Annotated in this window: 22 protein-coding genes; 12 read left to right on the top strand and 10 right to left on the bottom strand. The window is 44.2% G+C overall.

The genetic code is table 11. From position 1 onward, the window contains the following. Window positions 1-36 precede the first annotated feature (36 nt). The 4 genes from AND4_RS07315 to AND4_RS07305 form a co-directional block, all read right to left on the bottom strand. Window positions 37-228 carry a hypothetical protein gene (locus AND4_RS07315; RefSeq protein ID WP_009842306.1) on the bottom strand — a complete coding sequence of 64 codons (192 nt, stop codon included), beginning with the start codon at window positions 226-228 and terminating at the stop codon, window positions 37-39. A gap of 18 nt (window positions 229-246) precedes the next feature. Next, on the bottom strand, window positions 247-363 hold the full coding sequence (locus AND4_RS20060; protein WP_241210253.1) for a hypothetical protein: 117 nt from the start codon (window positions 361-363) through the stop codon (window positions 247-249). Between the two features lie 351 nt (window positions 364-714). Further along, entirely contained in the window at window positions 715-933 is a 219-nt protein-coding gene (locus AND4_RS07310) for a hypothetical protein (RefSeq protein ID WP_009842305.1), read from the bottom strand. A 419-nt stretch (window positions 934-1,352) separates the two neighbouring features. Continuing rightward, window positions 1,353-2,222 (bottom strand): LysR family transcriptional regulator, encoded by an 870-nt coding sequence (locus tag AND4_RS07305; RefSeq protein ID WP_009842304.1) that lies wholly within the window; start codon window positions 2,220-2,222, stop codon window positions 1,353-1,355. A gap of 126 nt (window positions 2,223-2,348) precedes the next feature. On the opposite strand from AND4_RS07305, the gene AND4_RS07300 reads away from it, so the two are divergent. The 9 genes from AND4_RS07300 (at window position 2,349) to AND4_RS07260 (ending at window position 13,024) form a co-directional block, all read left to right on the top strand. Continuing rightward, complete coding sequence (locus tag AND4_RS07300) at window positions 2,349-3,866, top strand: arylsulfatase (RefSeq protein ID WP_009842303.1); 1,518 nt, start codon at window positions 2,349-2,351, stop codon at window positions 3,864-3,866. Between the two features lie 95 nt (window positions 3,867-3,961). Beyond that, complete coding sequence (locus tag AND4_RS07295; protein WP_009842302.1) at window positions 3,962-5,245, top strand: anaerobic sulfatase maturase; 1,284 nt, start codon at window positions 3,962-3,964, stop codon at window positions 5,243-5,245. A 91-nt stretch (window positions 5,246-5,336) separates the two neighbouring features. After that, window positions 5,337-6,320 carry a MoxR family ATPase gene (locus AND4_RS07290; RefSeq protein WP_009842301.1) on the top strand — a complete coding sequence of 328 codons (984 nt, stop codon included), beginning with the start codon at window positions 5,337-5,339 and terminating at the stop codon, window positions 6,318-6,320. Between the two features lie 12 nt (window positions 6,321-6,332). Further along, the gene (locus tag AND4_RS07285) at window positions 6,333-7,295 is read left to right on the top strand and encodes a DUF58 domain-containing protein (protein WP_009842300.1); all 963 of its coding nucleotides are present in this window, start codon (window positions 6,333-6,335) and stop codon (window positions 7,293-7,295) included. Next, on the top strand, window positions 7,296-7,847 hold the full coding sequence (locus tag AND4_RS07280) for a DUF4381 domain-containing protein (protein ID WP_009842299.1): 552 nt from the start codon (window positions 7,296-7,298) through the stop codon (window positions 7,845-7,847). Next, window positions 7,840-8,943, top strand: a complete 1,104-nt coding sequence (locus tag AND4_RS07275; protein WP_009842298.1) for a VWA domain-containing protein — start codon at window positions 7,840-7,842, stop codon at window positions 8,941-8,943. The genes AND4_RS07280 and AND4_RS07275 overlap by 8 nt, the downstream gene beginning before the upstream one ends. Next, window positions 8,936-10,675: a VWA domain-containing protein gene (locus tag AND4_RS07270; RefSeq protein ID WP_009842297.1), complete on the top strand. Its 1,740-nt coding sequence runs from the start codon at window positions 8,936-8,938 to the stop codon at window positions 10,673-10,675. The genes AND4_RS07275 and AND4_RS07270 overlap by 8 nt, the downstream gene beginning before the upstream one ends. Further along, window positions 10,669-11,991, top strand: coding sequence for a BatD family protein (locus tag AND4_RS07265; RefSeq protein ID WP_009842296.1), 1,323 nt, complete (start codon window positions 10,669-10,671; stop codon window positions 11,989-11,991). Before AND4_RS07270 ends, AND4_RS07265 begins: the two co-directional genes overlap by 7 nt. 130 nt (window positions 11,992-12,121) lie before the next feature. Then, on the top strand, window positions 12,122-13,024 hold the full coding sequence (locus AND4_RS07260; RefSeq protein WP_009842295.1) for a LysR family transcriptional regulator: 903 nt from the start codon (window positions 12,122-12,124) through the stop codon (window positions 13,022-13,024). A 297-nt stretch (window positions 13,025-13,321) separates the two neighbouring features. On the opposite strand, the gene AND4_RS07255 is transcribed toward AND4_RS07260, so the two are convergent. The 4 genes from AND4_RS07255 to AND4_RS07240 form a co-directional block, all read right to left on the bottom strand. Then, window positions 13,322-13,969, bottom strand: a complete 648-nt coding sequence (locus tag AND4_RS07255) for an AcfA family outer membrane beta-barrel protein (protein WP_009842294.1) — start codon at window positions 13,967-13,969, stop codon at window positions 13,322-13,324. A 142-nt stretch (window positions 13,970-14,111) separates the two neighbouring features. After that, the gene (locus AND4_RS07250; RefSeq protein ID WP_009842293.1) at window positions 14,112-15,092 is read right to left on the bottom strand and encodes an HAD family hydrolase; all 981 of its coding nucleotides are present in this window, start codon (window positions 15,090-15,092) and stop codon (window positions 14,112-14,114) included. Between the two features lie 517 nt (window positions 15,093-15,609). Then, on the bottom strand, window positions 15,610-17,226 hold the full coding sequence (locus AND4_RS07245; protein WP_009842292.1) for a VRR-NUC domain-containing protein: 1,617 nt from the start codon (window positions 17,224-17,226) through the stop codon (window positions 15,610-15,612). Between the two features lie 95 nt (window positions 17,227-17,321). Next, on the bottom strand, window positions 17,322-18,554 hold the full coding sequence (locus AND4_RS07240) for an OFA family MFS transporter (RefSeq protein WP_009842291.1): 1,233 nt from the start codon (window positions 18,552-18,554) through the stop codon (window positions 17,322-17,324). 572 nt (window positions 18,555-19,126) lie between these two features. Between AND4_RS07240 and AND4_RS07235 the strand changes: the two genes are divergently transcribed. Further along, window positions 19,127-19,483 carry a hypothetical protein gene (locus AND4_RS07235; protein ID WP_009842290.1) on the top strand — a complete coding sequence of 119 codons (357 nt, stop codon included), beginning with the start codon at window positions 19,127-19,129 and terminating at the stop codon, window positions 19,481-19,483. Between the two features lie 251 nt (window positions 19,484-19,734). On the opposite strand, the gene dcuC is transcribed toward AND4_RS07235, so the two are convergent. Together dcuC and AND4_RS07225 are read right to left on the bottom strand one after the other, a co-directional pair. Beyond that, window positions 19,735-21,102, bottom strand: a complete 1,368-nt coding sequence (gene dcuC, locus AND4_RS07230; RefSeq protein WP_009842289.1) for an anaerobic C4-dicarboxylate transporter DcuC — start codon at window positions 21,100-21,102, stop codon at window positions 19,735-19,737. Window positions 21,103-21,457: 355 nt separating this feature from the next. Then, window positions 21,458-22,582 carry a fatty acid desaturase gene (locus AND4_RS07225; RefSeq protein ID WP_009842288.1) on the bottom strand — a complete coding sequence of 375 codons (1,125 nt, stop codon included), beginning with the start codon at window positions 22,580-22,582 and terminating at the stop codon, window positions 21,458-21,460. A 293-nt stretch (window positions 22,583-22,875) separates the two neighbouring features. Here AND4_RS07225 and AND4_RS07220 point away from each other — a divergent pair, with 293 nt between their 5' ends. Both AND4_RS07220 and AND4_RS07215 read left to right on the top strand, forming a co-directional pair. Continuing rightward, window positions 22,876-23,424 carry a GNAT family N-acetyltransferase gene (locus AND4_RS07220; protein WP_009842287.1) on the top strand — a complete coding sequence of 183 codons (549 nt, stop codon included), beginning with the start codon at window positions 22,876-22,878 and terminating at the stop codon, window positions 23,422-23,424. Between the two features lie 505 nt (window positions 23,425-23,929). Beyond that, window positions 23,930-25,975 carry a hybrid sensor histidine kinase/response regulator gene (locus tag AND4_RS07215; protein ID WP_009842286.1) on the top strand — a complete coding sequence of 682 codons (2,046 nt, stop codon included), beginning with the start codon at window positions 23,930-23,932 and terminating at the stop codon, window positions 25,973-25,975. Window positions 25,976-26,020: the final 45 nt, after the last annotated feature.

Genomic DNA, 26,020 nt, shown 5'->3' with positions numbered 1-26,020 from the left:
TTCAAAAAAACCTCCGGGTTGCGCCGGAGGTTCTTTCTATTTAGTCTTTTTATTTTCCCACTCAAACCGAGTGCCTAGGGCATAGTGATCATCTTCAAATGGATGCTCAACTCTGCCACGCAAGTATTCGAGTTGGTGCTCTAGCATAGTGACCGTCTCGTAATCCCCCTCGGAGCATGCAACATAAATCTGTTGCTCGAGAGCGGCAATATTGTCTCGGATACTCATGAGAACCCCCTTTAATCATTAACGATTCTCAAATCGATTATAGTCAAGTAAAACAGATTCATTAGGCATTTTTATACGCAACCAATCGTTGACACGATCGCTAGGTGGGCTGAACTTTTCAAAGCCTCGACGAATCGTAAAACTATCCAGTAACTTAACGTACTCAGTTCCTGACCTTAGGGGCTAAATCGGACGATAAATTTTTTACTTGGCCTTCTTTATTCGCCAAATGTGGGGAACGCATAGCCTTGCGATAATCGTTGAACCATTGCATAGATTCGAGCGATCGCGCAACTTCGAGTGGGCGAGAAACTTTGAGCCCCTTAAAACGCGAAGCGGCACCATATTGGTGCCGCTTCGCGTTTTAGAGCTGCCACTGGGTATCAGCTGTGCGTCGCAAGATAAAGCACGATGAATGGTGTGACTAGACCGAGTGATGCAGCCATGCTGAAGTAGATTAAAAATGCTCTTTTCATAGCGAGTTCCTTAGATAGCGAGATTTCTTTCGTGCCGACCAACGATATAAGCGATATATCCGACTTTGAATATACCTGCAAAGACGATTGTTCCGATGTGTGCGATGGCCTGTTGAATGATCGAGAAGTGATTTGCGTAGGGAAAACTGATCAATATTGTTGTGCTCATGATTGCCAACGAAATGACCATTACGATTCCACCAAGTGCTGATACAGTTTTGAATTCCATAAGAAATACCTCTTAACATGTATTTAATTTACATGTTATATATGAAGTCGAAAATGTCAATAAAAAGATTAAGTTCCAGAGAAACGGGTGGTTGTTTTTTAACCGTCAAACACAGTCAGCGCTTTGTACTCTTGGTCTTGCTGAGAGATGGAGTGTAGGCAGATAATGACATCAAACAAGCAGTAGAGATGACTGATGGACATTGACAGAGAGAGCGGGAGTGGACATTGAATTATGAAGTGAGAGGTGCGTTTGTCGCCTGTTTCGCTCAATTCCTTTACAGAGTTGGAGTTAACTCCAACTTCTGTCTAGTAATAATTTTAAGGCTTGTTGCCCGCTCGACTCCTATTTTCTTATGAGGGATCGTAAATATTTAGGAGAGTTTGTGTCGGTTACAGTATTTGAATGTTTAAGCCTTGCTATAAATCAATAGGTTCGGCATGGGAAAATTCAAGCTGTTGCTTGATCTCCTCTCGCAAACGTTGGTGAGCTGGATTGTATTCGTCACGCTTGTGATAAACGAACTTATAAGGAATGCGATCAATCTTAATAGGGCACTCAAGAACCTGTAATTTGAGAGCCTTACTCCATTTCATCGCAAATGATCGAGAGACGACGCCTAGGCAATCTCGCTGCGCGACGTACATTGCCATTCCTGCCAATGAGGAGGTGACGATTTCAACATTTCTCTCCTTGATGGGCTCTTTTGCTAATTGTTCGAAACCAGAAGTATTATTCCACTTGCCTGAAAATATACAGTGACTCTCTCGATAGAAATCTTCTCTGCTCAAAGCCCCTTGGATCCTTGGGTGGCTTTGACGGCAGATGATCATTGCGGGTTCATCATAGGCGTTTTCAATCACGAAAGCGGCATCTTTTGTGATGATTGTGTCGATCGCCAAGTCAATTTTTTGTTGGCGGATCTGCTCAAACAACAAGTACTTTTCAGTTGGAGATTCATGAAAAACCACGTTCTCAATCGGATTTAAGCTATTGAGTAGGGTCTCTGAGCAGCAGACTTGGAAAATGGTTCTTTCTGAAATAGCGTTGTCTACTATGCTTACTGCTTGACGAAATTGTGGTATGAGTTGATATGCGGTCGAAGTGGGTGCGATTCCTCGTCCTTGTTTGACAAAAAGCTGTTTTCCTACCACCTGTTCAAGCCGTTTGATAGCAGCGCTCACAGCCGGTTGCGTTAAGCCTAAATGGTCGGCCGCTTTGGTGTATGACTGATACTCAGCAACGACCAAGAAAGTTTGAATTAAGTTTAAGTTCATATTGTTACCCATAAACTATATTTATATATCAACCTATTATAACCCTATTTATCAGTTAATTAATAAGCTTTATGTTAATAAAATCTCGGTATCTACTTTTACCAAGATTTGCAGTAACGGATTTATGGAGCCCTGTTTATGGCAGACTACAGTAAAAAACGCGGCAAGAAGCTGGTCTTAAACGCTTGCACGCTTGCAATAGGAGCGGCGTCAGCGACCGCTTATTCAGCAGAACAACCTAACATTCTCGTTATCTTTGGTGACGATGTTGGTTACTGGAACTTGAGTGCATACAACGGCGGCATGCTGGCTTACAGCACACCAAATATTGATAGCATTGCAAGAGACGGCGCAAAGTTCACCAACTTCTACGCTCAGCAAAGCTCAACTGCAGGGCGTTCTGCGTTCATCACAGGACAAATGCCAAAGCGTACAGGTTTGTCTAAAGTGGGTTTGCCTGGAGCAAAAGAAGGGATATCTGAGAAAGATCCAACGATTGCAACTTTATTACGTGATCTAGGTTACGCAACGGGTCAATTTGGTAAAAACCACTTGGGTGACCGCGATGAGCACTTGCCAACCAACCACGGTTTTGATGAATTCTTTGGTAACCTTTACCACTTAAACGCGGAAGAAGAGCCTGAGAACGTTGACTACCCACAAGATCCTGAATTTAAGAAGAAGTTCGGTCCTCGTGGTGTGATCCACTCTTACGCAGATGGCAAGATTGAAGATACTGGCCCACTGACACGCAAACGCATGGAAACTGCAGATGAAGAGTTCTTAGATGAAGCAGAGAAGTTCATTGAGAAACAAGTAAAAGCAGACAAGCCATTCTTTACGTGGTTTAACACCACGCGCATGCACAACTTCACTCACGTCCCAGATGAGTACAAAGGTAAAACAGGTGCAGGTTTCTACGCTGATGGAGTGAAGCAACACGACGATCAGATTGGGCACTTGCTCAAAAAGATTAAAGAACTTGGTGTCGATGACAACACCATCATCGTATACACCACGGATAACGGCCCAATGATCAACTTGTGGCCAGATGCGGGCATGACACCATTCCGTAGTGAGAAAAATACGGGTTGGGAAGGTGCTTTCCGAGTGCCAGCGATGATCAAATGGCCTGGTCATATTCAAGAAGGAACAACGCTAAATGGCATTGTGTCTCTTGAAGATTTCTTACCAACACTTGTAGCCGCGGCGGGTAACAGCAACGTCAAAGAAGAGCTACTCAAGGGTAAGGAAGTGGGCAATATGAACTACAACGTTCACTTGGATGGTTACAACCAATTGCCATACTTGACGGGTAAATCAGACAAATCTGCGCGTAACGAGTTTGTTTACTGGAGTGATGACGGTGATCTGTTGGCGCTACGCTACGGCAATTACAAATACCATTTCATGATCCAAGAAAACGAAACTGGCTTGGATATCTGGAAGAAACCATTTACTAAGCTTCGTGTTCCGCAATTCTATGACTTGAGCATTGACCCGTTCGAACGCGGTGATACAGGCATGGGTTACGATCGTTGGATGTACGAGCGTACCTTCTTGGTGATGCCTGCTATCGAAAAAGTAAAAGAAGTCATGGATACCTTCAAAGACTATCCGCCACGTATGACTCCTGGCTCGTTTGTACCGAAATAACGTTTTGTTGTTATCGCAATAGACTTGAGTCCTTTTCAATTAATACAGCGCCTAATTTAGGCGCTGACTTTCTTTTATTTTCGAGATCGCTTTTTATGAAAAAACAAGCTCACATTCATTCCACTCAAATGGAGCTAACACCGCTCAAAACGGCGTTTGCATCCAACATTGATAACGTGGAGCGACGTTTCCACGTGATGGCGAAACCAGGTGGGGCCAAATGCAACATAGATTGTCAGTACTGTTTCTATCTGCATAAAGATGAATTGCTCAATCAAGGTACGCAGCCAAAAATGGATGATGAAACACTTGAGGCGTTCATAAAGAGTTATATCGAAAGTCAAGACGGTGAAGAGATTGTTTTTTCTTGGCAGGGCGGCGAACCGACATTATTAGGTTTGGATTACTTCAAGAAGATTGTCGAACTGCAGAACAAACACGCCAAACCCGGTGTTCGAATCGAAAACGACCTTCAAACAAACGGCTTATTATTAAACGACGCTTGGTGTCAATTTTTGCATGATCAAGGTTTTCTGGTCGGTTTATCGATAGATGGCCCTGAATTCATTCACGACAAATACCGTAAAACTCGAAGTGGTAAACCGACGTTTCACCTAGTCATGCAAGCCGTTGAGTTGATGAGGCGTCATAATGTTTCGTTTAATGCCTTAGTGACGGTGAATCGCTATAACGCTAAATATCCTCTTGAAGTGTATCGCTTTCTTACCCGAGAGCTTGGTGTCACTTATATTCAATTTACGCCTTGTGTTGAACCTCGTTCTTTTACGCATACCGCCCCACATTTCTGGAAAGAAAATCAGTCGCCAAAGGTTGGAAGCGAGCTAGCGAAGCCAGGACATTTGATGTCGGTGGTCACCGATTGGTCTGTGGATGCGGAAGACTGGGGTCAGTTCCTGATCGCGGTATTTGATGAATGGGTGAATAACGATCTGGGCAGGGTATTAGTTAACCTATTTGAAACCGCAGTCGCTCAAGTCATGGGAATGCCCTCGCAATTATGCGTTAGCGCGGAATTCTGCGGCAAAGGGCTTGCGATTGAGCACAATGGCGATGTGTTTAGCTGTGACCATTATGTCTATCCGGAATATAAGTTGGCAAACATTCGCGACCGCTCTTTGAACGAAATTGCAATCTCGACTCGTCAGTTCAGCTTTGGTATGGCCAAAAAAGACTCTTTACCTCAATACTGCCTTGAGTGCCCATATTTGAAGTATTGCTGGGGAGAATGCCCAAAAAACCGGCTACTTACCACGCCGAATGGCGAAACTGGTCTTAACTATCTGTGCCCAGGGATAAAAATGTTCTTTGACCATTCGCTGTTAATCTTAATCGGCATATCAAAGTTAATTGAGTCTTAAACCTAGGTAAATGCAACCAATCTTAGTGATTACTCTCAGTTTTACACTCAATTTTTAACGCTCAGCTCCTTGTAAACGTAATAGGCAGACTATGAACCAGGCACAACAGGCCATTAAAGAATTAATCAAACAAACTGAAAAAAGCGTCATTGGACAGAGCCACGTGGTTCGGGCTTTGGTGATAGGCTTGCTGACCAATGGTCATGTATTGTTAGAAGGCTTACCGGGCACGGCAAAAACGCGCTCGGTGAAATCGCTAGCAAATCGACTTAATGCCAGTTTTGGTCGTATTCAGTTTACGCCTGATCTATTGCCATCAGACGTAACGGGGACCGAAGTGTACCAAGAGTTGGATGGTAAACCACAGCTGCATTTTCAACCGGGTCCGATCTTCAACAGTATCGTATTGGCGGATGAGGTGAACCGTGCGCCAGCGAAGGTACAAGCAGCACTGCTAGAGGCGATGGCTGAAGGTACCATCACGGTGGGGGATAAGACGCATGTCTTGCCTGATTTATTCATGGTACTTGCTACCCAAAACCCAGTAGAGCAAGAGGGGACGTACCCTTTACCGGAAGCGCAGATGGATCGCTTTGTTATGAAAGTGACCGTCGACTATCCAGAGGATGAGGCAGAGCGTGACATCATCCGTTTGGTGCGCAGCGAGGAGTTGGGGCCTACAAGCAGCAAAGAGGCAGTGACGTCAACGCACATTGCGCCTGATTTGGTGATGGAGGCGCGCCGTCAATTGTCTTTGATTACCGTATCTGACTTAGTTGAAAGCTACATTGTGGCACTGGTTATGGCGACACGTAAACCAGAGCGCTACGCCGACTCCCAGCTCCGAAAATGGATCGAAATCGGATCAAGCCCACGTGCTTCTATTGCTTTAGACAAATGCGCTCGCGCTTATGCATGGCTACAAGAACGTGATCATGTCATTCCTGATGACGTGCGAGCTATGGTGCCGTGGGTACTTGGGCACCGTTTCTCACTTTCTTACGATGCGCTTGCGGAAGGCGTCGATCACCAACGTGTCGTGCAAGAACTGCTTGATTGTGTAGAAATTGGATAAGTTGGAGGCACCATGGCAAAGCCAACACTGGCTCCTCGAACCCAAGGGCTCGACCCTCGTATATATTGTGATTACTCACGTTTAGTCGAGTTACAAGGGCAGGCTGATTCGTTCAGTTTGCTTCCTCGTTTTAAAGCTGGTAGCGCACTTTCTGGGCGCCATAACTCTTTATTCCGTGGTCGTGGTTTGAACTTTGAAGAACTGCGTCACTATCAGTTGGGTGACGACATTCGAAACCTAGATTGGAAAGTCACCATGCGCACGGGTAAACCCCATGTACGCAGCTATAGCGAAGAAAAAGATCGCAATGTCATTGTCTGTGTCGATCAACGTAGTGCAATGTTCTTTGCCTCGACCGAGGTCATGAAGTCTGTAGTCGCCGCAGAGATTGCGGCTATTTGCGGTTGGCGAATATTGAAAGATGGCGACCGAGTCGGCTTTGTCATTGCCTCTAACCACTCCCTAGTTCACAGTAAAGCTCAACGTTCACAAACCGATTTACTTGCGCAGTTAAAGCGGCTCTCTCAAGCAAATCAGCGATTGAGTGTGGATTCATTCGACAGTGATAACGTTACTTTTGGTCACTGGATGGCGCTCATCAAACGGATGAAGCCCTCGCAATCGACGCTGATTTTTATTAGTGATTGGCATGATTGTGACGCGCATCATATTGACCATCTAAAACAACTTCAACGACATAATGATGTGCTTGCAGTCATGGTGAGTGACCCATTGGAGCAATCGCTTTCTCAAGATATAACGAGAACGAAATGGGTGATTGGAGATGGTCGTTACCAGCTTAGCTTAGACAGCAAGGCTAAAGTTGATGCAGCCAGTGCCAATTTGTCGGAAAAAACACAGTTACAACGCCAATCATTGGCTCATTTAATGGCCATCAAAAAACTGCCCTATATCGAAATAGACACAAAAGGTGACCACATTATTCGATTCCAAAAGTTCGTAGGAGGTCGATAAATGACCGATACACATAAGCCTCCTAGCAGCTACATCCTGCGTGAGTTACATGATGTCGCGGTTCCAGAAAGTGTCAGTTGGGTACCGCAAACCATAGGCTGGAAAATTCTTGCAATCGTCGCCGCAATCTTACTCGTTTATCTTGGTTACCAAGTTGTGCTTCATTGGTGGGATAACCGCTACCGCAAAGAGGCAATTAAGGCCGTTTCTGGTTTGAATCCAGGGGATTCGAGCATGCCTAATGCCTTGTTCTCCATATTAAAAGTTGTCTTAACTTATCTTGATAGTAACAATGCGCGCCTGTTTGGTCCCCCATTTTTGCGCAAGTTAGATCAGCTTAATCCCAAGCAGAAAAGATTTGATGACCAAGCTGCAAAGCGTTGGTTGCAAAGTCTCGTTGACCCAAGTAGTGAATTGGCACACTCAGAACGTTTACAGTTGCTTCAGCGCGCTAATGAGTGGTTGAAAGACCATGATGGAAACGCTCCAGACGTTGAAGAACCCACGCTTAACGGCAAAGCGCGAGTAATCAAAGGAGGTCGCCATGGGTGATTTTTTTGCCTCATTGCTTGGCGTAAACGGTCTTGAGTTTGATCATCCATTCTGGTTCATCGTTTTACCACTGCCTTTGATGGTGTATTTCCTTGCCCCTACTTACCGAACCAAACAGATGGCCATCAAAGTACCTTTCTTTCGTCAGCTTGTGGATGCCATTAATGAAACACCATCAGAAGGGGCAAGCCAACTTACGCCAAGTTGGTGGCAGCGTGCGACGCTGATCATTTCTTGGTTGTTGGTTGTGACCGCAATGGCAAAGCCGATGGTACTTGGCGAGCCACAGCTGCGAGAGAGTTTGGGGCGTGATGTCATGGTTGTGGTTGACTTGTCAGGCTCGATGGCAGAACAAGACTTTACCTCCAAAGCGGGCGAAAATATTTCGCGTCTCAATGCGGCTAAAGAAGTACTGAGTGACTTTGTCAAAACACGTAAAGGTGACCGTTTAGGGCTGATCTTATTCGGTGATGCTGCGTTTGTTCAGACGCCGTTTACGCCAGACCAGAAAGTGTGGCTAGAGCTCCTTAATCAAACGGATGTAGCAATGGCTGGACAGAGCACACATTTAGGCGATGCGATGGGGTTAGCCATCAAGGTCTTTGAGCAAAGTAAGTCGCGTATCGGCGTTGAAGAGAACAAAGAGAAAGTCGCAATCGTTCTTACGGATGGTAATGATACCGGAAGTTTTGTTGAGCCGATTGAGGCGGCCAAAGTCGCCAAAGCGAAAGGCGTCCGCATCCATGTTATTGCTATGGGCGATCCACAAACCCTAGGCGAAGCCGCATTAGATATGAAGACCATTCGGCGTATTGCAAAAGAATCTGGAGGTAAGGCGTTTGAAGCGATGAACCGCGATGAACTTGCTAAAGCGTATGATGATATCGGCCGATTGGAGCCTCAACTTTATGAGAGCACGACTTATCGCCCGAAACAGAGCTTGCATCATGGTTTAATGGCATTCGTTATGATTATGTACTTAATCGCATTCTCGGTGGCGAGCTTTAAACGGCGACGCCTTTGTTTGAATCGAGTCGAACGGGCTCAATCAGAAAGCACTCAATCAGAAAGTACGAAGGGAGAGAGCCATGTTTGATTCTCTTTTTTCTAGCACGGGTATTGAACAACTCTTCACTCATTTTCATTTTATCCGCCCTATGTGGCTATTGGTCTCGATTCCAATGTTTTTTTTGCTGTGGGTAAGATGGCGGGAAGAAGCCAAACAGGATTGGCAAGAGGTTCTTCCCCAGCACTTACGAAAAGCGCTCACGATTGGTGACGAGGGTTGGCGAAAGCAATTGCCGCTTAAGTTACTTATGATGATTATGGCGACGGTCATCATCATCTGTGCAGGGCCATCTTGGCAGCGCCAAGTTTCACCATTTGGAGAAGACAAAGCGTCCATGCTGGTGGTGCTGGATAACAATGATTCGATGTTGCAAAAAGACCTGCCGCCAAGCCGCTTGGAGCGCTCAAAGCAAAAGCTCCGCGACCTATTGGCGATAAGAAAAGGTGGAAGCACAGGGCTTGTTGTGTATGCAGGTTCTGCTCATGTGGCGATGCCAGTGACGCAAGACAGTGAAGTTTTTGAGCCCTTTCTTGCGGCGATAACACCTGAGATTATGCCGCTAGCAGGGAAACTTGCAGAAACGGCTTTGCCTTTGATTGATCAACAATTACGAGGACAAGCCGGTTCTACGGTCATGCTTGTGACGGATGGCGCGAGTCCTGCGACGATTGCGGCCTATAAAAATTACTTTGAGGATAAACCTTATCAATTATTGATTCTTGCGGCTGGCAACTCGAATATTGTTTCTAGTAACCCCCTCGATTTGGATTCGTTGAATAAACTAGCCAAGGTAACCGGTGGTCGTGTTATTAAAATGACCGTTGATAACCGTGATATCGAAAAGCTGAACCATTTTGTTGAACGCAATATGCAGCTTAATGGTGAATCCTCAATGCCTTGGAAAGACATGGGATATAACCTGTTATTTCCAGTTGCGTTTATCATGTTACTTTGGTTCCGCAGAGGTTGGTTAGTGCAATGGTGTGTTGTTGCCATGGTGTCGATGTCTTTATTAACGACACCAAACGCAATGGCGGAGACCGTCTTGATCAAAGTGGATACGCCTGAAGTGGTACAAGAGGTGACGGCTTGGGATAAAGCATCCCAATGGTGGTGGGGGTTATGGTTAACCCCTAACCAATATGGGCAATACCTGTTCAATGAAAACCAATACTTAGAGGCAGCAAAACACTTCACGGATCCACTGCGAAAAGGGACCGCTTATTATTACGCGGGAGAATATAAGCTGGCGCATAGCGCTTTCTTGGCGATGCAGAACAATGATTCAGAGACAGTGAAAGATTATGGTTTGTACAACGCAGCGAGTGCACTGGCTCGGCAGCGGGAATATGTGGCTGCGCGTGATTTATTGCAAACATTGGTAGACAAAGGGTCGCTGAGTAAGCAACTGCGACCAGACGTCGAGCATAATCTCAAAATCATCGGTGGTATTGTCGAAGAGATTGATCGCACTAGTGCAAGCCAAGTGGGAACAACGGATACACCAGAAGAGTCACTTGAACTGGGCGATAATCCGCAAACGTCTGACGGAGCCGAGGAAAAAACCAATGCTGAATTCATGTTGAAAGAAACACTCAACGCAAACGAAATACTTGGTAGTCAAGAATTAGCGGATAAGTGGCTAAAACGTGTAGAGGCGGACCCCAAGTTCTTTTTACGCACTAAATTTCAAGTTCAACTGCGTGAGTCTGTTCAAGCCGATCCAAAGCGACAAAGAGAGGAACAAGATAAATGGTAAATGCATTGATACTTGGTGCCGATTTTGTTGCAGCGCGTCTGAGCACTTGTTTAATGTTGTTCGTCTTAATTTTTACGGGTGTGGCAAATGCCAATAATATGCAAGCCTTGCAGGCATTGAATGAACCGAAAGAAAGTAATGTTGAGTTGTCAGCATGGGTTGGTCAACAAAGGCAAGATGACGATAGTAAAGTAGCACCTAAATTTAGTGTGAATGAGCAGGTGATCTTGTACATAGAAGTGGCAACACCTCGCTGGTTTACAGGCGGAACACACATTAGCAATGTAGAAATTCCTGATGTAATTGCAAAGCAGCGTAACCAGTTCGCGACGAACTATACTGAGCGTAAAGGGGGACAAACTTGGTCTCGCCAGCGTTGGGAAATCACCTTGTATCCGCAAAGATCAGGACAATTTGTCATCCCACCGGTTGCAGTGGACGTGCAAGTTTCTGCGTTAGACGGCTCCAAAACCTCAAGTACACTTTTTACACCGCCAATCACATTCGAAACATCAGTTCCTTCAGGTTTGCTCAGTGATAAGTCTGCTTGGTTTACGGCGACCAAAGTGGATGTGGAACAAAAATGGACGACCTCAAGCGATGAGTTGAAAGTGGGCGATGCGATCACACGTACTATTGCAATTAACGCACAGGACAGTTTATCTGTATTACTCCCAGACCTGTTATCCGACGAATCCACCACCAGCTATCAAGCGTACACTCAGCCAAGTCGTCTAGACGACAAACAAACACGTGGCGATTACCAATCGAGTCGGATTGAAGAGAGCGTATATGTGATCCAACAAGGCGGCGAGCTCACCTTGCCTGAGTACAAATTCCAGTGGTGGAATAGTGAGAGCAAAGAGTTGGAAACCGTGGTTATTGAGGGCATGACCTTCAAAGCCAAGCATACATTCAAATCCTTCGTTAGCGCTTATTCCAACTGGTTGGTTGGCAGCACAGTGACGCTCTTTGTTCTTGTTATCACCGCGTTGAGTGTCTACCGTTATTATTGTTCTCGTCCTACTCCACCATGGTTCAAGCTGAAAAAAATGGTGAAAGCCAAACGATGGGGGGCTGCGCGAGCGATCCTGTATAAGCAGTTGAGGCACAATGTGGGTGAACTTGAAATGAGTAAAGTCAGACATTCAGATGCATGGCAGAAATGTTCTCAGCGGCTACAAGAGGGGCAGGAGGACGCAAACTTGATCAACGACCTGTGGAGAAGAATACAAGCGATTAGGCCCAAACGTTTTAAGTGGTCGATACCCAAGGCTTTGCCGCAACTTGATGAGCGGTTCGGCAATAAAAAGTGAAACAATGCTGACTCTGATAGGGGGGCCTAAATCATAGGGCTTGTGTGGTGAAATCGTCAGTGAATTCCCCCCTTTCTTGGTAAGCCCTGAGCTCTAAAAATAAGACAATTTTCCCATTTAGGCTGGCGAAATGAAGACTACTGATTTAAACCTTATCCCGATTTTTGTGGCAATCTATGAAGAGCAGAACATATCTAAGGCCGCTGCTCGATTAGATGTCAGTCAGCCTGCTGTCAGTAAAGCGCTTGCCCGTTTGCGTGATGTCTATGATGAACCTTTATTTAACCGCAGTCCGTCTGGCGTCGAACCGACCAGCTTCGCAATGGATATATATCCTTCCATGGTGACAGCACTAAAGAATTTCACATCAACGCTTTCTGCATCTAGTCGTTTTGAGCCTAAAATCTCTAGCCGTATCTTTTCGATAGCTTGTGTTTCGATAGCGAGCTACGAGTTGATGCCGCAACTACTCCGTCAAATTCGCGAACAGGCACCAAATATTGCTTTAGAAGTGCACCCACTCTTTACAGAGGATTATGAAAGTGACTTACGTTTACAACGTTATGACTTGATCATCGATTTGCCCCCGCGCGGGCGAACAGTACTAAGGAGTGAGACTATCTTCTCTGAGCGCATTATGTTGGTGTGCAGTACCGAGCACCCGCGCATAAAAGATACCTGCACGGTTGAGCAATTCTTGGCAGAAGAACACGTTGTGATATCTCGGTGGCACGTGCGTAATAGTCTATTGACAGCAGAAGATATCCCAGATTTGGCTAGCCGCAATATTGTGTATCGCGCAGCGGGAGCGATGGAAATGCTGCCAGTCATCAACAGCAGTGAATATATTGGTATGTTGCCACTGTCGACTATCGAACACTTCTCAAAGACCTACGATATTAAAGCAGTACCATTACCGTTTAGTCACAGTATTCGTGAGCTTTGTTCGATTTGGCACTCAAGTCGAAGTAACGAAGGTGCTCACCAATGGTTAAGGGCGCAAATCAGGCAGGCGGGTAAGACGATTCGATAGCCATGAGTTTAGTGTGATGAGTGGCGTGAAAATTTACAGGTATGATCGCTGGGTAAATGGAGCACTAAATAAGCGTCAAACTAGCCTGTGTAAGGTTATGATATCGGACGCCTACTAGAAAAAGGAAAAGTCACTATTAGAAGTGACTTTTCGCTTAATTAGGATAAAGCAAATGCCTGGCGTTTTGACAATGCTCTCTCAGTGACTTTTCCTTGTCGATAATACATAACCACCATAAGCAGTTAATACTGAGAGTGATATTAAATTACGTGTCAACGCAAGGATCGGCTTGTCATGTTAGAAATAGTAAGTAGAGCCTACGTTAATTGACGCTGTATTTGCGTAGCTATCAAGCTGATATTTTGCGTTAGCGCCTACGGTTAGCTGAGGGAAGATTTCGTATTCTGCTCCTACAGCGACCATTGCACCAAACTCATTGCTTTTTTCTGAGCGGTGGAATAGGTTTTTGCTCATTTCGATATCGTCGTTGAATACGTGTTCGTACTCTCTTGACTTGCTTGCTTTCGATTCATACTGTGTGTAAGTCAAGCCAGCTTTTGCTTTTGCTGTCCATTTTTCGCTTAACGTGTAGTTAAACACAGGAGCAAGGCTGATTTGCTTTGCTTTAACTGAAGAATCCCATTCCAGTTTTTCGTGGTAGTTTTGTCCACCAATTTTCGCAATACCCTGAGGCTGTGATTGGCTATCTTCCAGCTCAAATTGATGATAGCCCAGTTCTAACGCCCAAGTGTCGTTGATAGAGTAGCCAACAAAGCCACCAAAAATACCATCTTTCATTTTAGGATTAAGATTCACGCCTTCATTTTTAAAAGATGTTTCGAAGTTGTGGTTGGTTGCGCCGAATCCGTACTCTAAACCTACATAAGGTGCTGCTGTTACCGAAAATGAGCTTGCCACTAGAATTGTCAGTGCTGTTTTTTTCATTATTTTTACCTCTTTGTTTTGATGGGGGGCATTTTGTATGAAGAGGCGTGAAGGGATCGTGAAGGAAAAACGAATATTTAAAATATTTGATAATAGAGAGAACTCCCCGAAAAGGGGAGTTTCTAATGGCGCTGTTATCGCATCAGTAGACAGTGCACCATTCTTTTTTCATGTTAATTAGATACCAATTTTCGCGTTGGTTGGCTTCATCCATCGCTTTATCCAAATGGCCGACACTGGACTTGCGGTCGTATTTCCATTCACGCGCTTCGTCGGTATGGTGTACGATCATCGCCATCGAGTTTGGTTGACTGGTCGCCCACTGCATCATTGCGAGATCACCGTCCGAGTTACCAATAGCGAGAACGGGTTTCTTACCGATAATGTGCTGAATGTTTTCGACTTTAGCGGCTTTATCATCAATCGTTAGGATTTCACCTAACTTCGTCACGGTTGGCTTACCGTCGTTGTAGTCATATTTGTATTTCAGAGCGCTACCAATGATTTGTTCTTCAGGAATGCCGTATATTTCTGGTGCCCAAACACGCATGAAGTCAACGCCGCCGCCTGATACTATGTAAGTCTTAAAACCATGCTGTTGTAGGTAAGTCACCATTTCGCGCATGGGTTTGTAGGTAAGCTGAGTATAAGCTTTGCCAAAACGCGGATCTTTCGCTGCCTTCAACCATTGTGCGACCTTCTCTTGGAATGCCTCCACTGTCATACCACTATGGGTGACTTTGACTATCTCAAGAAGAGCTTTTTCCCCACCTTTGAAGACGTTTTCAATATCATCATTCAATACTGATTTAAATGGCTCTTGAGTTTTCCATTCAGGGTGGTCTTTCGCCATCCGTTTCACGTCGTCTAGTGCAAAAGCCAGTTGGAAGTAGAATGGTTTTTCAGACCATAGCGTGCCGTCATTATCGAACACAGCGATGCGGTCTTGTTCTGCAATGAAGGTGTTTTTTGAAGCGTCAGTCGATTGGTCTACGTATTTCACAATCGCGGATTTACTCGCACCATCTTTCCATGATGGGAGTATGTTTGGATCGCAATTTAAAGCCATCGCAGAGAAGGATAAACCAGATAAGACAGTAAGGGCACAGATGTGTTTTTTCATATTATTATTGACCTAAGTTTGAATGTAGAAACATCAATTTCACGTGCTAAATCTTCGCCTTCTTAGTAAAGTTGCAGTCTGATACTTTGGCAAATAACAGCTAACACCAAGTCTCGAACCACATGAGCATAAGTAGGGTGCTGTGATTGAATCGAGATAGGTTGAATGACAAGGTGGTTAGTCGCGTTAAATGTTGATTTAAATTGACTATTACCAATAGTTGCTCACCAAGAAGGCAACATGAACACTAGCAACAAATGCCATGAAAAAAGGTTATAAAAGGTATAACAACCACCCTGAATGGATAGTGGCTGGATGGGTTACTTTGAAAGGAGTGTTAATGATAGGTTGAGGGTAGAGTCGTGAGACGCGATGTGTAACATCCATGCTCGTAACATCTATATTTGTAGTGTCTATGTTCGTGGAATCAATGAAAGTAACGCTTATGTCTGTAACGACATCCCGAAAAACAGAATGCTTGAACAACGAGAGAAAGTTATAACCAGTTACGATTCGATTAATCTTGCGCGGTTACATAACAGACAGAAAAGGGTACATTGAGGCGATTGAACTCTTTTATCCAGCGCCATTGGTTATCTTGGAGTTTATCACCCGGTCCTTTCACTTCTATCCATTCGAACTCTCCATCTTTGAATGCAATAAGATCTGGCATGCCGTTGCGGTAAAGTTTCAGGTCACGCAGTTGCACGTTAAACAGCTCGACCAAAAGTGCACTTGGAATGTGTTCCAGTGCAAGGGTTAATAGTTCTTCGTTTGTATAAGCCCAATTGATGAAAGGATTACTGATCCCTGATTTGCGTTTGTATCTATCAAGCAGCGCCTTTGTATTCCCTTGTTTCACCATTTCAAAAGCATCATCGATGAGTCGCTTTCGTTTATCAGCGAAATCTGCGTGATACAAATCTAGCGGTCGGTGCTGATAAGCGTTAATGAACGCACCTTCTATGGGAGCATATATCACATCCCACAGGGTTAATCCCAATAAGGCATTGAGGAGGGCATTTTCAGAATAGAAAACAGTCCAACCTAGACTCTCGAAATAGGCTTTGCTCGCCAGCTCGACGCGTTGTTGTGAGAGATCCAATTCGATGTGGTATTCGCTGAACTTTGGTTTGGTCGTTCTTGAGACTTTTAAACCATGTTTGCGTTTAACTCGCTGCTCCAGCTTTTGTGCGACTTCGAGCTCAGAAACATCGATAGGGTGGGTAAGCATATCAGTGACAATGTCACTAAATAAATCATTTTGTTCCTGTTTGTCGTAAATACGAGCGCGGCGTTCTCTGCTCGGAGGGAGCGTGGTAGTTTTAAACAATGAAATTGCAATTTCAAGTTCGCTTAAACGCTCATAATCACGGGCGATGTCGTTAATCATATGCTCACGTTTACGGTCGACGTAGCGATGTCCAACCTTAACGGGCATCGCTTCGATGAGTCTATCGAGGTTGGCTTTTTGTTTTCTATCACATTGCCAATAACAGTTGGAAAGTTGACCCAGTTCGATAAGACGATCGATTTGCTCTCGGCTCTCAAAGAATCGTCGAGCGGTACTTAATGGGTACTGCTCAAATCGTTGTAATCCTAAGTCGTCAAGCACGAATTGACTGAGATCTTGATGTGTATTAGCAAAAAACAGAGTGAGTAAGACATCAATCATGTGCGACGAATTAAGTTTGATGATCGTGAAATCCAAAGCGTCAAACTGATCAAAACTGTCTTCGCATAAGCGCGCAATTAACGCCTCTTTTTTAAGCGATTTAGGATGTTCAGGATAAAGCGTTAAGATCTCTGGTTTGGTTAGTAGGTTCGCTGCTAACTCTTGCATTGATAACTGAGGGGAGAGGCAGACAAATCCATGATCTGCCAATTCATCCAAGGCTACTTGGATAGACGCTATTTCTTGATAATGAAGTTTGTCACTGCGGAACCAGCACCCTTTACGACCGTATAGCCGCACGAGAAGGCATTGTGCAGGTTGGTTTAAGCTTTCAAATTTACTTAGCCACAGATGTTCATCTGAGCTCAGCAAGTCGCTGTACCATTCGGTAGCGTGTTGTGTGAGCTTAAAGAAGTTACCGAGATAGTAATCTGGTGCGAGTTCGGTGGTGTTTTCCATAACCAACTAACAATAAAAAAGGCTTAACCCATAGATTAAGCCTTTTTCGAATCAATTTCTGCGGTTCTGTAAGATAATGAGAACCAGACTGGCGATTAAGCGCTCTTCAGTTGCGCTATTTTTGCTTCAGTCAGTGGTTTGGTGACGAAGGCCAGTACGATACATACCGCCATCATTACTGCCGAAATAGTGTAAGCCAGCGTGTAGCCGTCGCCATTCGTCATTGAGAAACCGACAACGGCAGCACCGATTGCACCACCGATACCCCATGCCGTGTAGAGCACGCCGTAGTTAGTACCGTAGTTCTTCAGACCGTAGAATTCAGCTGTTATGGTCGGGAATACTGCCAGAAGTGTACCGTAACCCAGTGCTGCGATTGCTGTGCCGATAATCAGTGTCAACTCAGTCTCGAACGTTGCGAACAGTGCCATGTTAATACCCTGTAGAACAAACGCGAGAAGAAGAGTACGTACACCACCAATTTTGTCTGCCAGCATACCAGCGACAACTCGACCGCCTGAGTTAAATACTGCAAGGATAGAGGCTAAGTAAACCGCGTTTGGTAGGTTTGCTTGAACGCTTGCGATCGTGGTGATGTTACCGATAATCATGAGGCCAACAGAGGCTGCGAACGCGTACATTATCCATAAAGAATAGAACTGTGGCGTTTTCAGCATCGCTTTCCAAGTTAGGTCTTCAGATTTTTTCACAACCTTAGGCGCTTGACCTTGTTTTACTTTAGGTTCTGCAGGTACGTAATCCGCAGATGGGTTGTTGATTGTTGCCGCTAGAGGAACGGCGATAGCAAGAATACCAACACCGAGAACTAGGAAGCTCGTCTGGATGCCCACGCTGTCGATAAGTGCAGCAGTGACTGGCGCTAGGTAAATCGCCGCCAGACCGAAACCTGCTGCGATGATGCCGTTAACCATTCCTTTTTTCGACGCATGGAACCACTTCATTGCAGAAGGGGAAAGACATGCGTAACCAAAACCGATACCAGCACCCGTGATAACACCGAAAGTAATATTCAGCATGAGTGGTGAGTCAACAAAACTGGATGCGATCATGCCTAGGCCTGTTAGAGCGGTACCTAGGATTAGAATCAAACGTGGACCCATGCGGTCTTGAAGGATGCCTGCAACAAGAAGACAGATAGAGAAGGTAATAGTTGCAGTTGCGTAAGGTGCAGAGGCTTCTGCTGCGCTCCAGCCTGACTCTGTTACCAGTGCTTTGTTGAATACACTCCAAGCATACAGGATGCCAAGACAAAGGTTGATACAGAATCCTGCTAACAGGATACGCATAGCTTTATCAATCTTGCTCATTTTTGTTCTCAGTAATACCTCTTAGCGGGAAGCAAAGAGGGGTCGGTTGAAAGATAATGTTTGCTCAAAATAAGTTTGCATTTTTCGATGCAAAACAAAATGAGCGCGGATTATAACCAATAAATGTGTGATTGGAATCTGTTTTTAGCCATGTTTATAAAAATAATTTGAAACATTAAACATCATCTGTAACGAAAGGGTTTTGTAAAAGAGCAAAGTGTAAGCCCAAGGGAAGATCGTTTTTGCTCAGTGTTGAGGCAACAATGAAGTGAGAGAGGACGCGTACAGATGAACGTTTGGTTCAAAATTAAACAAAAAGTTACAAATTTTTCATGTTAACTTCCTGTAACAAAAAGTATGAAAATAGAGGCTGCTTTCTGTAAGTGCAAGATATAAGAGGTTTATAAAGTAGTGGATGTTAACTGATTGTAATAATTAAATTCGTGCCAGTTTCTTAGGTATAAAACAAGCAAAAATAGGCTTGTATTTGCTGAAAAGATAAGCAAAATAGGTCGAAAAATGAGTTTTCATTAATGAAAGGATGCTTTTCTCTACTTGTAGTGAGGTGATTTATGAAATTGTTCCTATTACTTATGGCTTCTGTTTCTGCAGGCGTCGCATCGGCAGATCACATCCATTCATTCATGTTAGGCCTTTCTATTGCATTGCTTGCCGTCGGTAGCTGCTACTTCTTCGCATTCCGTAGCTCGCGGTTTCCTCAGCTCGCCCTGTTCTTACTGATCTGTGGTATGTTGTCTAAATTGACGATTACGGTGGTTGGCGTGATGTGGGGGATGTCGGCAGAGCTAATGACTTCTCCTATCGTATTTGCGTTGTCTTACTTGTTCTTCTCGCTAGCAGCAACCTACTTGTGGTTTAGCTATCGTCAAAGCATCACTAAGATTCCAGAGCGCTTTAAAGCGGCGTAAATCGCGTTATTAAGCACTGAATATAAAAAACGCCAGCGATAGTCGCTGGCGTTTTTGTATTGCTGACGTTTTACTGTAAACCGCTAAACCGCTAAACCGCTAAACCACTAAGCTACACAGGTATACGATGGTCGTTGAATGCCACATTCGTTAAAACGAAACAGGATTGATATAAGCAAGCAAGGTTGTGAGGAACAGATAAGACTCGACGATAACGCCGAGCCGTAATAATCCAACGGTGTATTTAGCACTTACGCTGACATTGGGACAAGAACCATAGTACCAATGATCACGGTGATCAGACCTGCTAGCACAGGCACTGATGTGCGTTTCACCACTTCAAATGGACTGATTTTGGCCATACCCGAAGTTGCCACGATAACACCAGAGACTGGCGAGATCGTACGGCCTAGGTTAGAGGCTTGCAGCATTGGTATGATAAGAAACGCAGGGTTTAAACCCATCTTCGCAGCCAGTGAAGGAGCAAGCTCTACGAACGCATAGAAGGGTGCGTTACCAGAGCCCGTGGCAATTGCGGCAGCCACGGTAAGGCCAGTCAGAATAAACATCAGAGCAACACCACCAGCGCCTGCGTTATCAGCAAGGTGAAGCAGGTTATCGATAGCACCAATGGACATTAGACCTTGTGCGAACACACCTGCCGCTACCAACAGCATTACCACGCCTTTGAACGCATCCGCCATGCCTGCGTAACAAGAATCTAAATCCTCAAGTGACTTTTTGCCGTCGAATTTGTTCACTACATAGTGAATCACAGCGCCTAGGAAGATAGAACCAACGACGATGGTGTAAATGTCCAGAGTCAGGCCCGGAATTGTGCGGCCGTTAAATAGAAATACACCGATGATGGGTAGAAAAGGTAGAAGAGCGTAAAACCCTGGTGCGTCCGCTTTTATGTGAGAAACGTCAACCTTTTCCATTGGTGTGTTGTCTTTCTTATCTAAGTACTTGTTCCAAAAGAAAGCTGCCGCTGCCATCACAATGATTGCGCTAATCGAAACTGGCAGAACGGTCTGAACTGCGAATACATCCAATGCCAAACCTGATTTTTCTGCTGCGATAACCACGTCACCGGATGTCGGAGAAAGAATGATGGCCGCAGGTGATGCACAGACAGCGACGGCTGCAGGACGAGAGATACCCATTGCGGTCATCATTGGGAACAGGGTCGCCATTAATAGCACGCCTAGGCCAGTCGCTGAGCTTACTGCAAGAGACATTAAACAGGCAACGATGTAGGCCGCTACCAAAAGGACGTAAGGCGATTTGATAACAGAGAGCGGTTTAGAAAACTGTTTTACCACAACATTGTTTGCACCTATGTGTGTCATGTAAGAGGCGAAACCACAAAGAAGCATGATCTGCATACCAAGGCCACCGCCTCGGTATTGAAGCATGTATTTCACGTACTCTAATGCGTCCGTTACCATATTACCTGTTGAGGTTATTTTTGATGGTAGAACATCATGGCCGAGCAGACCTGTCATTAAGAGTAAACTAATACCTGCGGTTAATAACACGCCAGCGGCTTTGTAGCCTTTGACAATGAAATAACCCACAGCAATGGTCACGACTAGGCCAATTAAAAGCTCTAACATAGGGTTGTCTCCAGATACGATTAAAAAGAAAGAAACGGTTTCAGTTTATGACAGAGAATTTACAGAATTCTTTCCTGTGGCACGAGACGAAATTAGAGCTAGCATGATCTAAAACAAATAACATATTAATAAATAGTTGTCTTAAGTGACATTGTTTGAATTATGTATTTTTGGTGTTAACTGTTGGTTTTGTTGAGTTTAAAGAAACAAAAGTATGAACAATACGGCGAATAAATTTAATGTGGAATGATTGAAAGCGGGCAGATAGATAGCGTGAATTGGATCACATTTAAGCGCTTGTTTGAATGAAAAGCTCCGGATTGACGGAGCTTTTTCTGTTGTGTTTATGCATGAGCTACACGTAGCGACGCACCAAGCGGTTCCAACTGTGTTGTTGACGTTCAAATTCTTCCTTGATTTGCAGGTATTTTAAATGAGATACCGATCGTTCGTACTTTTTCACTACTGTTGCTGTTTTCTCACCGAGTACTTCTTTGCGGGCTTCATAGTATTCCTGCATATGATGCACTAAAGCGTCAAACTCTTGCTGTAACTGCTCTCTCATCGATTGGCTGTTTGGCTTACTCTCCAGCTTCTCTTTGGCTTTTTTCAATAACTGAGTTGCGCGCGCTTTCTCGATACGAAATGTTGAGGTTGTACGTAACTTTGTTGTTAAACCCAACCAAGAGCAAGACTTGATCAACCATTTGGTTGGATCGTAGTGCCACCAGTCCACGCCATTTCGATAGTCGTTCTCAAAAATGTGGTGGAAGTTATGATAACCCTCACCAAAAGTGAAAAATGACAAAATACCATTATCGCGAGCGGTATTTTTATCGGTGAAGGTTTGTTTACCCCAAACGTGCGCCAATGAGTTGATAAAAAAAGTAGTGTGGTGGCTCAAGAACAGCCGAGCAGCGCCAACAATCAGGAACATTCCCCAGACATCTCCGTAAATAAGACCCAATATAAGAGGAAAGGCGATGTTTGTCGCAACGGCTAAAGGAACGTAATACTTGTGTTGCCACGTTACGATTGCATCTCGCTTTAAATCACGGCAGTTACTGTAGTCGTTCTCTTTTGACCGATTGTAATCACGAAGCATCCAGCCAATATGTGAGAACCAAAAACCTCGGTTCGCTGAATAGGGATCTTTGTCATTGTCATCGACATGTTTGTGATGAACACGATGATCAGAAGACCAATGCATCACACTATTTTGAAGAGAGAAGGCACCACCGATAGCAAAAATAAACCTTAAAACTGGGTGAGCTTCATAAGTCTTATGACTCCAAAGACGGTGATAACCCGCAGTAATTGAGAGATTGGTGAAACTGAAGGCAATAATGCCCCAGACCATATGCTCCCAACCTAACCCGTAATGGTGTGCGTACCAAGGCAATACAATAAAAGTCAGAATAAAACTGGCGGAGAATATCAATATATTGAGCCAAATAAGAGGCGGTTTATCATGCACCATTATAGGTCCCTAACTTTGAGCTAACACGTGTACGCCAGAATATCAGCGTACACGTGTAAGTCAAACTAAAGTTAGACGACTTTGTTTCAAGTTGTGATAATTCTATAGTTAAGGGGGCGCTCGCAACAAACAAGTGTTGTCGATGGGATATTTTGCTTTTAAAAGAATAGTGAGTAGTATTAATCAATGGGTCGCGGCGCAAGATTTGTAATATCTGCCAATAACACCCTGTCAACGAGGTGGAAAATGCCAAAACTCGTTAGAGAAGCGACAAAAGAGTAAAGGAAGAAGTAATGGAATTACGAGTAGCCGAATATAAGGATTATGAACGCATCGCGCGGTTGCATGCTGACAGCTGGAAATGTGATTACCGTGGCGTGTTAAGTGATGCGTACTTGGATGACGAAGCGAGTGATGATAAACGCTTGATATGGCAAACACGCCTTACCAATCCGCCCTTCAACCAACACATCGTTTTAGCAGAAGAGGGAGGACTTCTTCTTGGCTTTATTTGTGTGTTCGGTAATCATGATTTTGAGCGTGGCAGCTTCATAGAGGCATTACATGTAGACAACAGCTATCGAAGAAGAGGTATTGGCAAGCAGTTACTTCTCGCTGCAGCAGAATGGCACCAGCAATACTTTCAGAGTAATGGGCTGTATCTTGAAGTTGTCTCTCAGAACACCCTTGCGATTGAGTTCTATCTGCATATTGGTGGACAAGAATGTGAAGAACGAAACTGGAAAGCGCCTGGTGGCAATGAGGTGCTAGAAAAAGTGTTTCGTTGGTCTAGCGCACAAACACTTATCAGTTGCATTAATGAGAGTGTGGCTTACTCATAGCATTAGTGAGATTTTTATATTGTAGTGACAAAGGGCGGTCAGGTACTGCTCTTTTTATCCTAGCGACTCATATTATCTTAGTGGCTCACAGCTAAGGAGTCCTTAACACCAACAATAAGATTGGGATGAGCCCACAAATGGTGTTGGCAGTTTCGATTGGTAACCAACACGAAAGTACAGTACTCTGTTGACCGCAATATTGTTCTCATTATCAATTAGCAGGCTTCTTTGCTCGACAAGTTGGCGAGTAAAGAGAGCAGTATATCGATTGGTATGCAATGTGGAGTTCGCCCCAGAGATTTGCACTACCTCTCCCTTTTTGACTAATAAATCATCAAAAATACTCAGTTATCACCTTGGTAAAGTAAAGCTTTGAATTTAAAGAGTAGTACCTGAACATATTTGATTAATGTGTCATTACTCACTGCCGATAACTAATATATAATTAAATAGCAAAACTAAAAGATAGAACAATACACGAAAACCAGTAAACGCTAGGCTAAATATGGACGCGATTCGCAAAGTATACCAGTACGCAGAACCCAACCTTACTCTTGTAGGATGGATGGGGTTTGTCGGCTTTCCTATTTACTACATCGTGTGGGCATTTATGTTTCCGCAGCCATATGAAAGTTTGCCGTTTCGTATCCTTTGTTCGATTTTATTCTTCGGTATCATTTGTCGTAACCATATGCCGTTTAAGTGGCGTAAGTTTTTGCCAGCTTATTACCAACTCGTCACGACCCTCTGTTTGCCCTGCTTCTTCTTTTATATGTTGTTGATGAATAACTGGTCGAATGTATGGGTGATGTCGTTTATGTCGGCGATTTTTCTTCACATTTTGCTGGTGCACATGACATTGGTAATGTTTGTGCAGACATTTTTCGGTGTCGGGTTGGCGACGTTGTTTGCTTGGATTGCACAGGGTTTTCATCTTGAATACACAATGGATTGGACGCACGTTCCAATTTTCTTGTTTATTTACCTATTTGGTAACTTATTCTATTTCAGAAACCAAGTAGAACATGAGGCAAAAGTATCAATCGCGAAATCTTTTGGTGCAGGTATTGCACATGAGATGCGAAACCCCCTGAGTGGCTTACTAACGTCAATCGATGTCATTCAATCCGTTTTGCCCAACCCAAAAGAAGGTAGGAAAGAGCACTACACATTGAGTGATGAAGATTTGACATTGTTACGTGAAGTGAGTAGCGATGCGGTGAAGATCATCCATTCTGGGAATGAAACCATTGATTTATTGCTGACTTCTATTGATGAAAACCGTGTTTCTCGTTCAACTTTTAAAAAGCACTCCGCACAAATCGTCGTCGAGAGTGCCATCGAAAGCTTCAGTTATAAGCGTGCTACTGACCGTTTTGCTATCTCTTTGGATATAAGAAACGAATTTGATTTCTTGGGCAGTGATACGTTGCTGAAGTATGTTATGTATAACTTGTTCAAGAACGCATTCCATCATCGCAGTTCTGAAGATTTTCATATCCACGTTACCATGCACAGTGATAAGTTGACTAACCAAATTGTGGTGACAGATAACGGCTCTGGCGTTGCACCAGAGGTACTCCAAAGCATTTTCCAAGATTTCTACACCACGGGTAAATCGGGCAACTATGGTCTCGGTTTGCCTTTTTGTAAAAAAGTGATGTGCTCATTTGGTGGCGATATTCGTTGTGATTCAGAAGTCGGTGAGTGGTCTCAATTCACCCTGACCTTTCCAAAAATTGGCTCAAATGCAGTAAAAGAGATTAAAAGCGAGCTGACCAAACTAAAATCGATACTGTTTGTTAGCGAGCAAAACATTTTAGTCTCAAAATTGACGGATGTTTCGCGCTTTATGGGGTTTGAACTCAAGGTTCTGGATGTGCTTTCAACACTTAGGAAGAAAGAATACGAGTTCGAGTTTGATTTGATCTTGATCGATATGGAGAGTCTAGATCCCCGTGGCAGTCATCTAGACAAGGTCGAGTCATTACTTTCATTTACTGAGGCACGTATTGTGTTTCTGTTTGAGCGCCACCCAGTTCAGAGAGCGATAAAAGCTTCTTTTGAACCGATTTGGGTAGAAACGCAAGCTTGCCTGTTGAACACGCTCGCGATCATCGACCGCTTGTTGTATGACGCCAATTATGTCGTTCCTGTAATGCCAGTAACGTCTATAGACTCTGCATATAAACGAACCATTATGGTGGTTGATGACAATGAATCTTTACGTAAGTTTACGGCCATGTTGCTTGAGAAGCAGGGCTTTGAGGTGATTCAAGCAGAAGATGGGCTACAGGCGATTAACTCGTTGAATGAGAATGACGTCGACCTGATATTGATGGATATCGAAATGCCAGTGATGGGAGGGGTCGAAGCCTCTCGCCAAATCAGAAGCTCAAATAAAGGCTACGCTTCGGTACCGATTATTGCACACACTGGCGACAGTTCAGCGGTTACGCTTGATAAGATTGACTCGTCAGGCATGTCTGATTTCATCGTTAAACCGGCGGATAAGAATAGATTGTTCGATAAGATTGCAAATTGGATTTAGTATTAACGTTCAAAATGCGAGAGAGAAACATAAAGAGCTCAGCAT

This window comes from Vibrio sp. AND4, assembly GCF_000171815.1.
GTDB lineage: Bacteria > Pseudomonadota > Gammaproteobacteria > Enterobacterales > Vibrionaceae > Vibrio.
The sequence above is the reverse complement of the archived record's forward strand: the minus strand, read 5'-3'. Positions and strand labels throughout refer to the sequence as shown.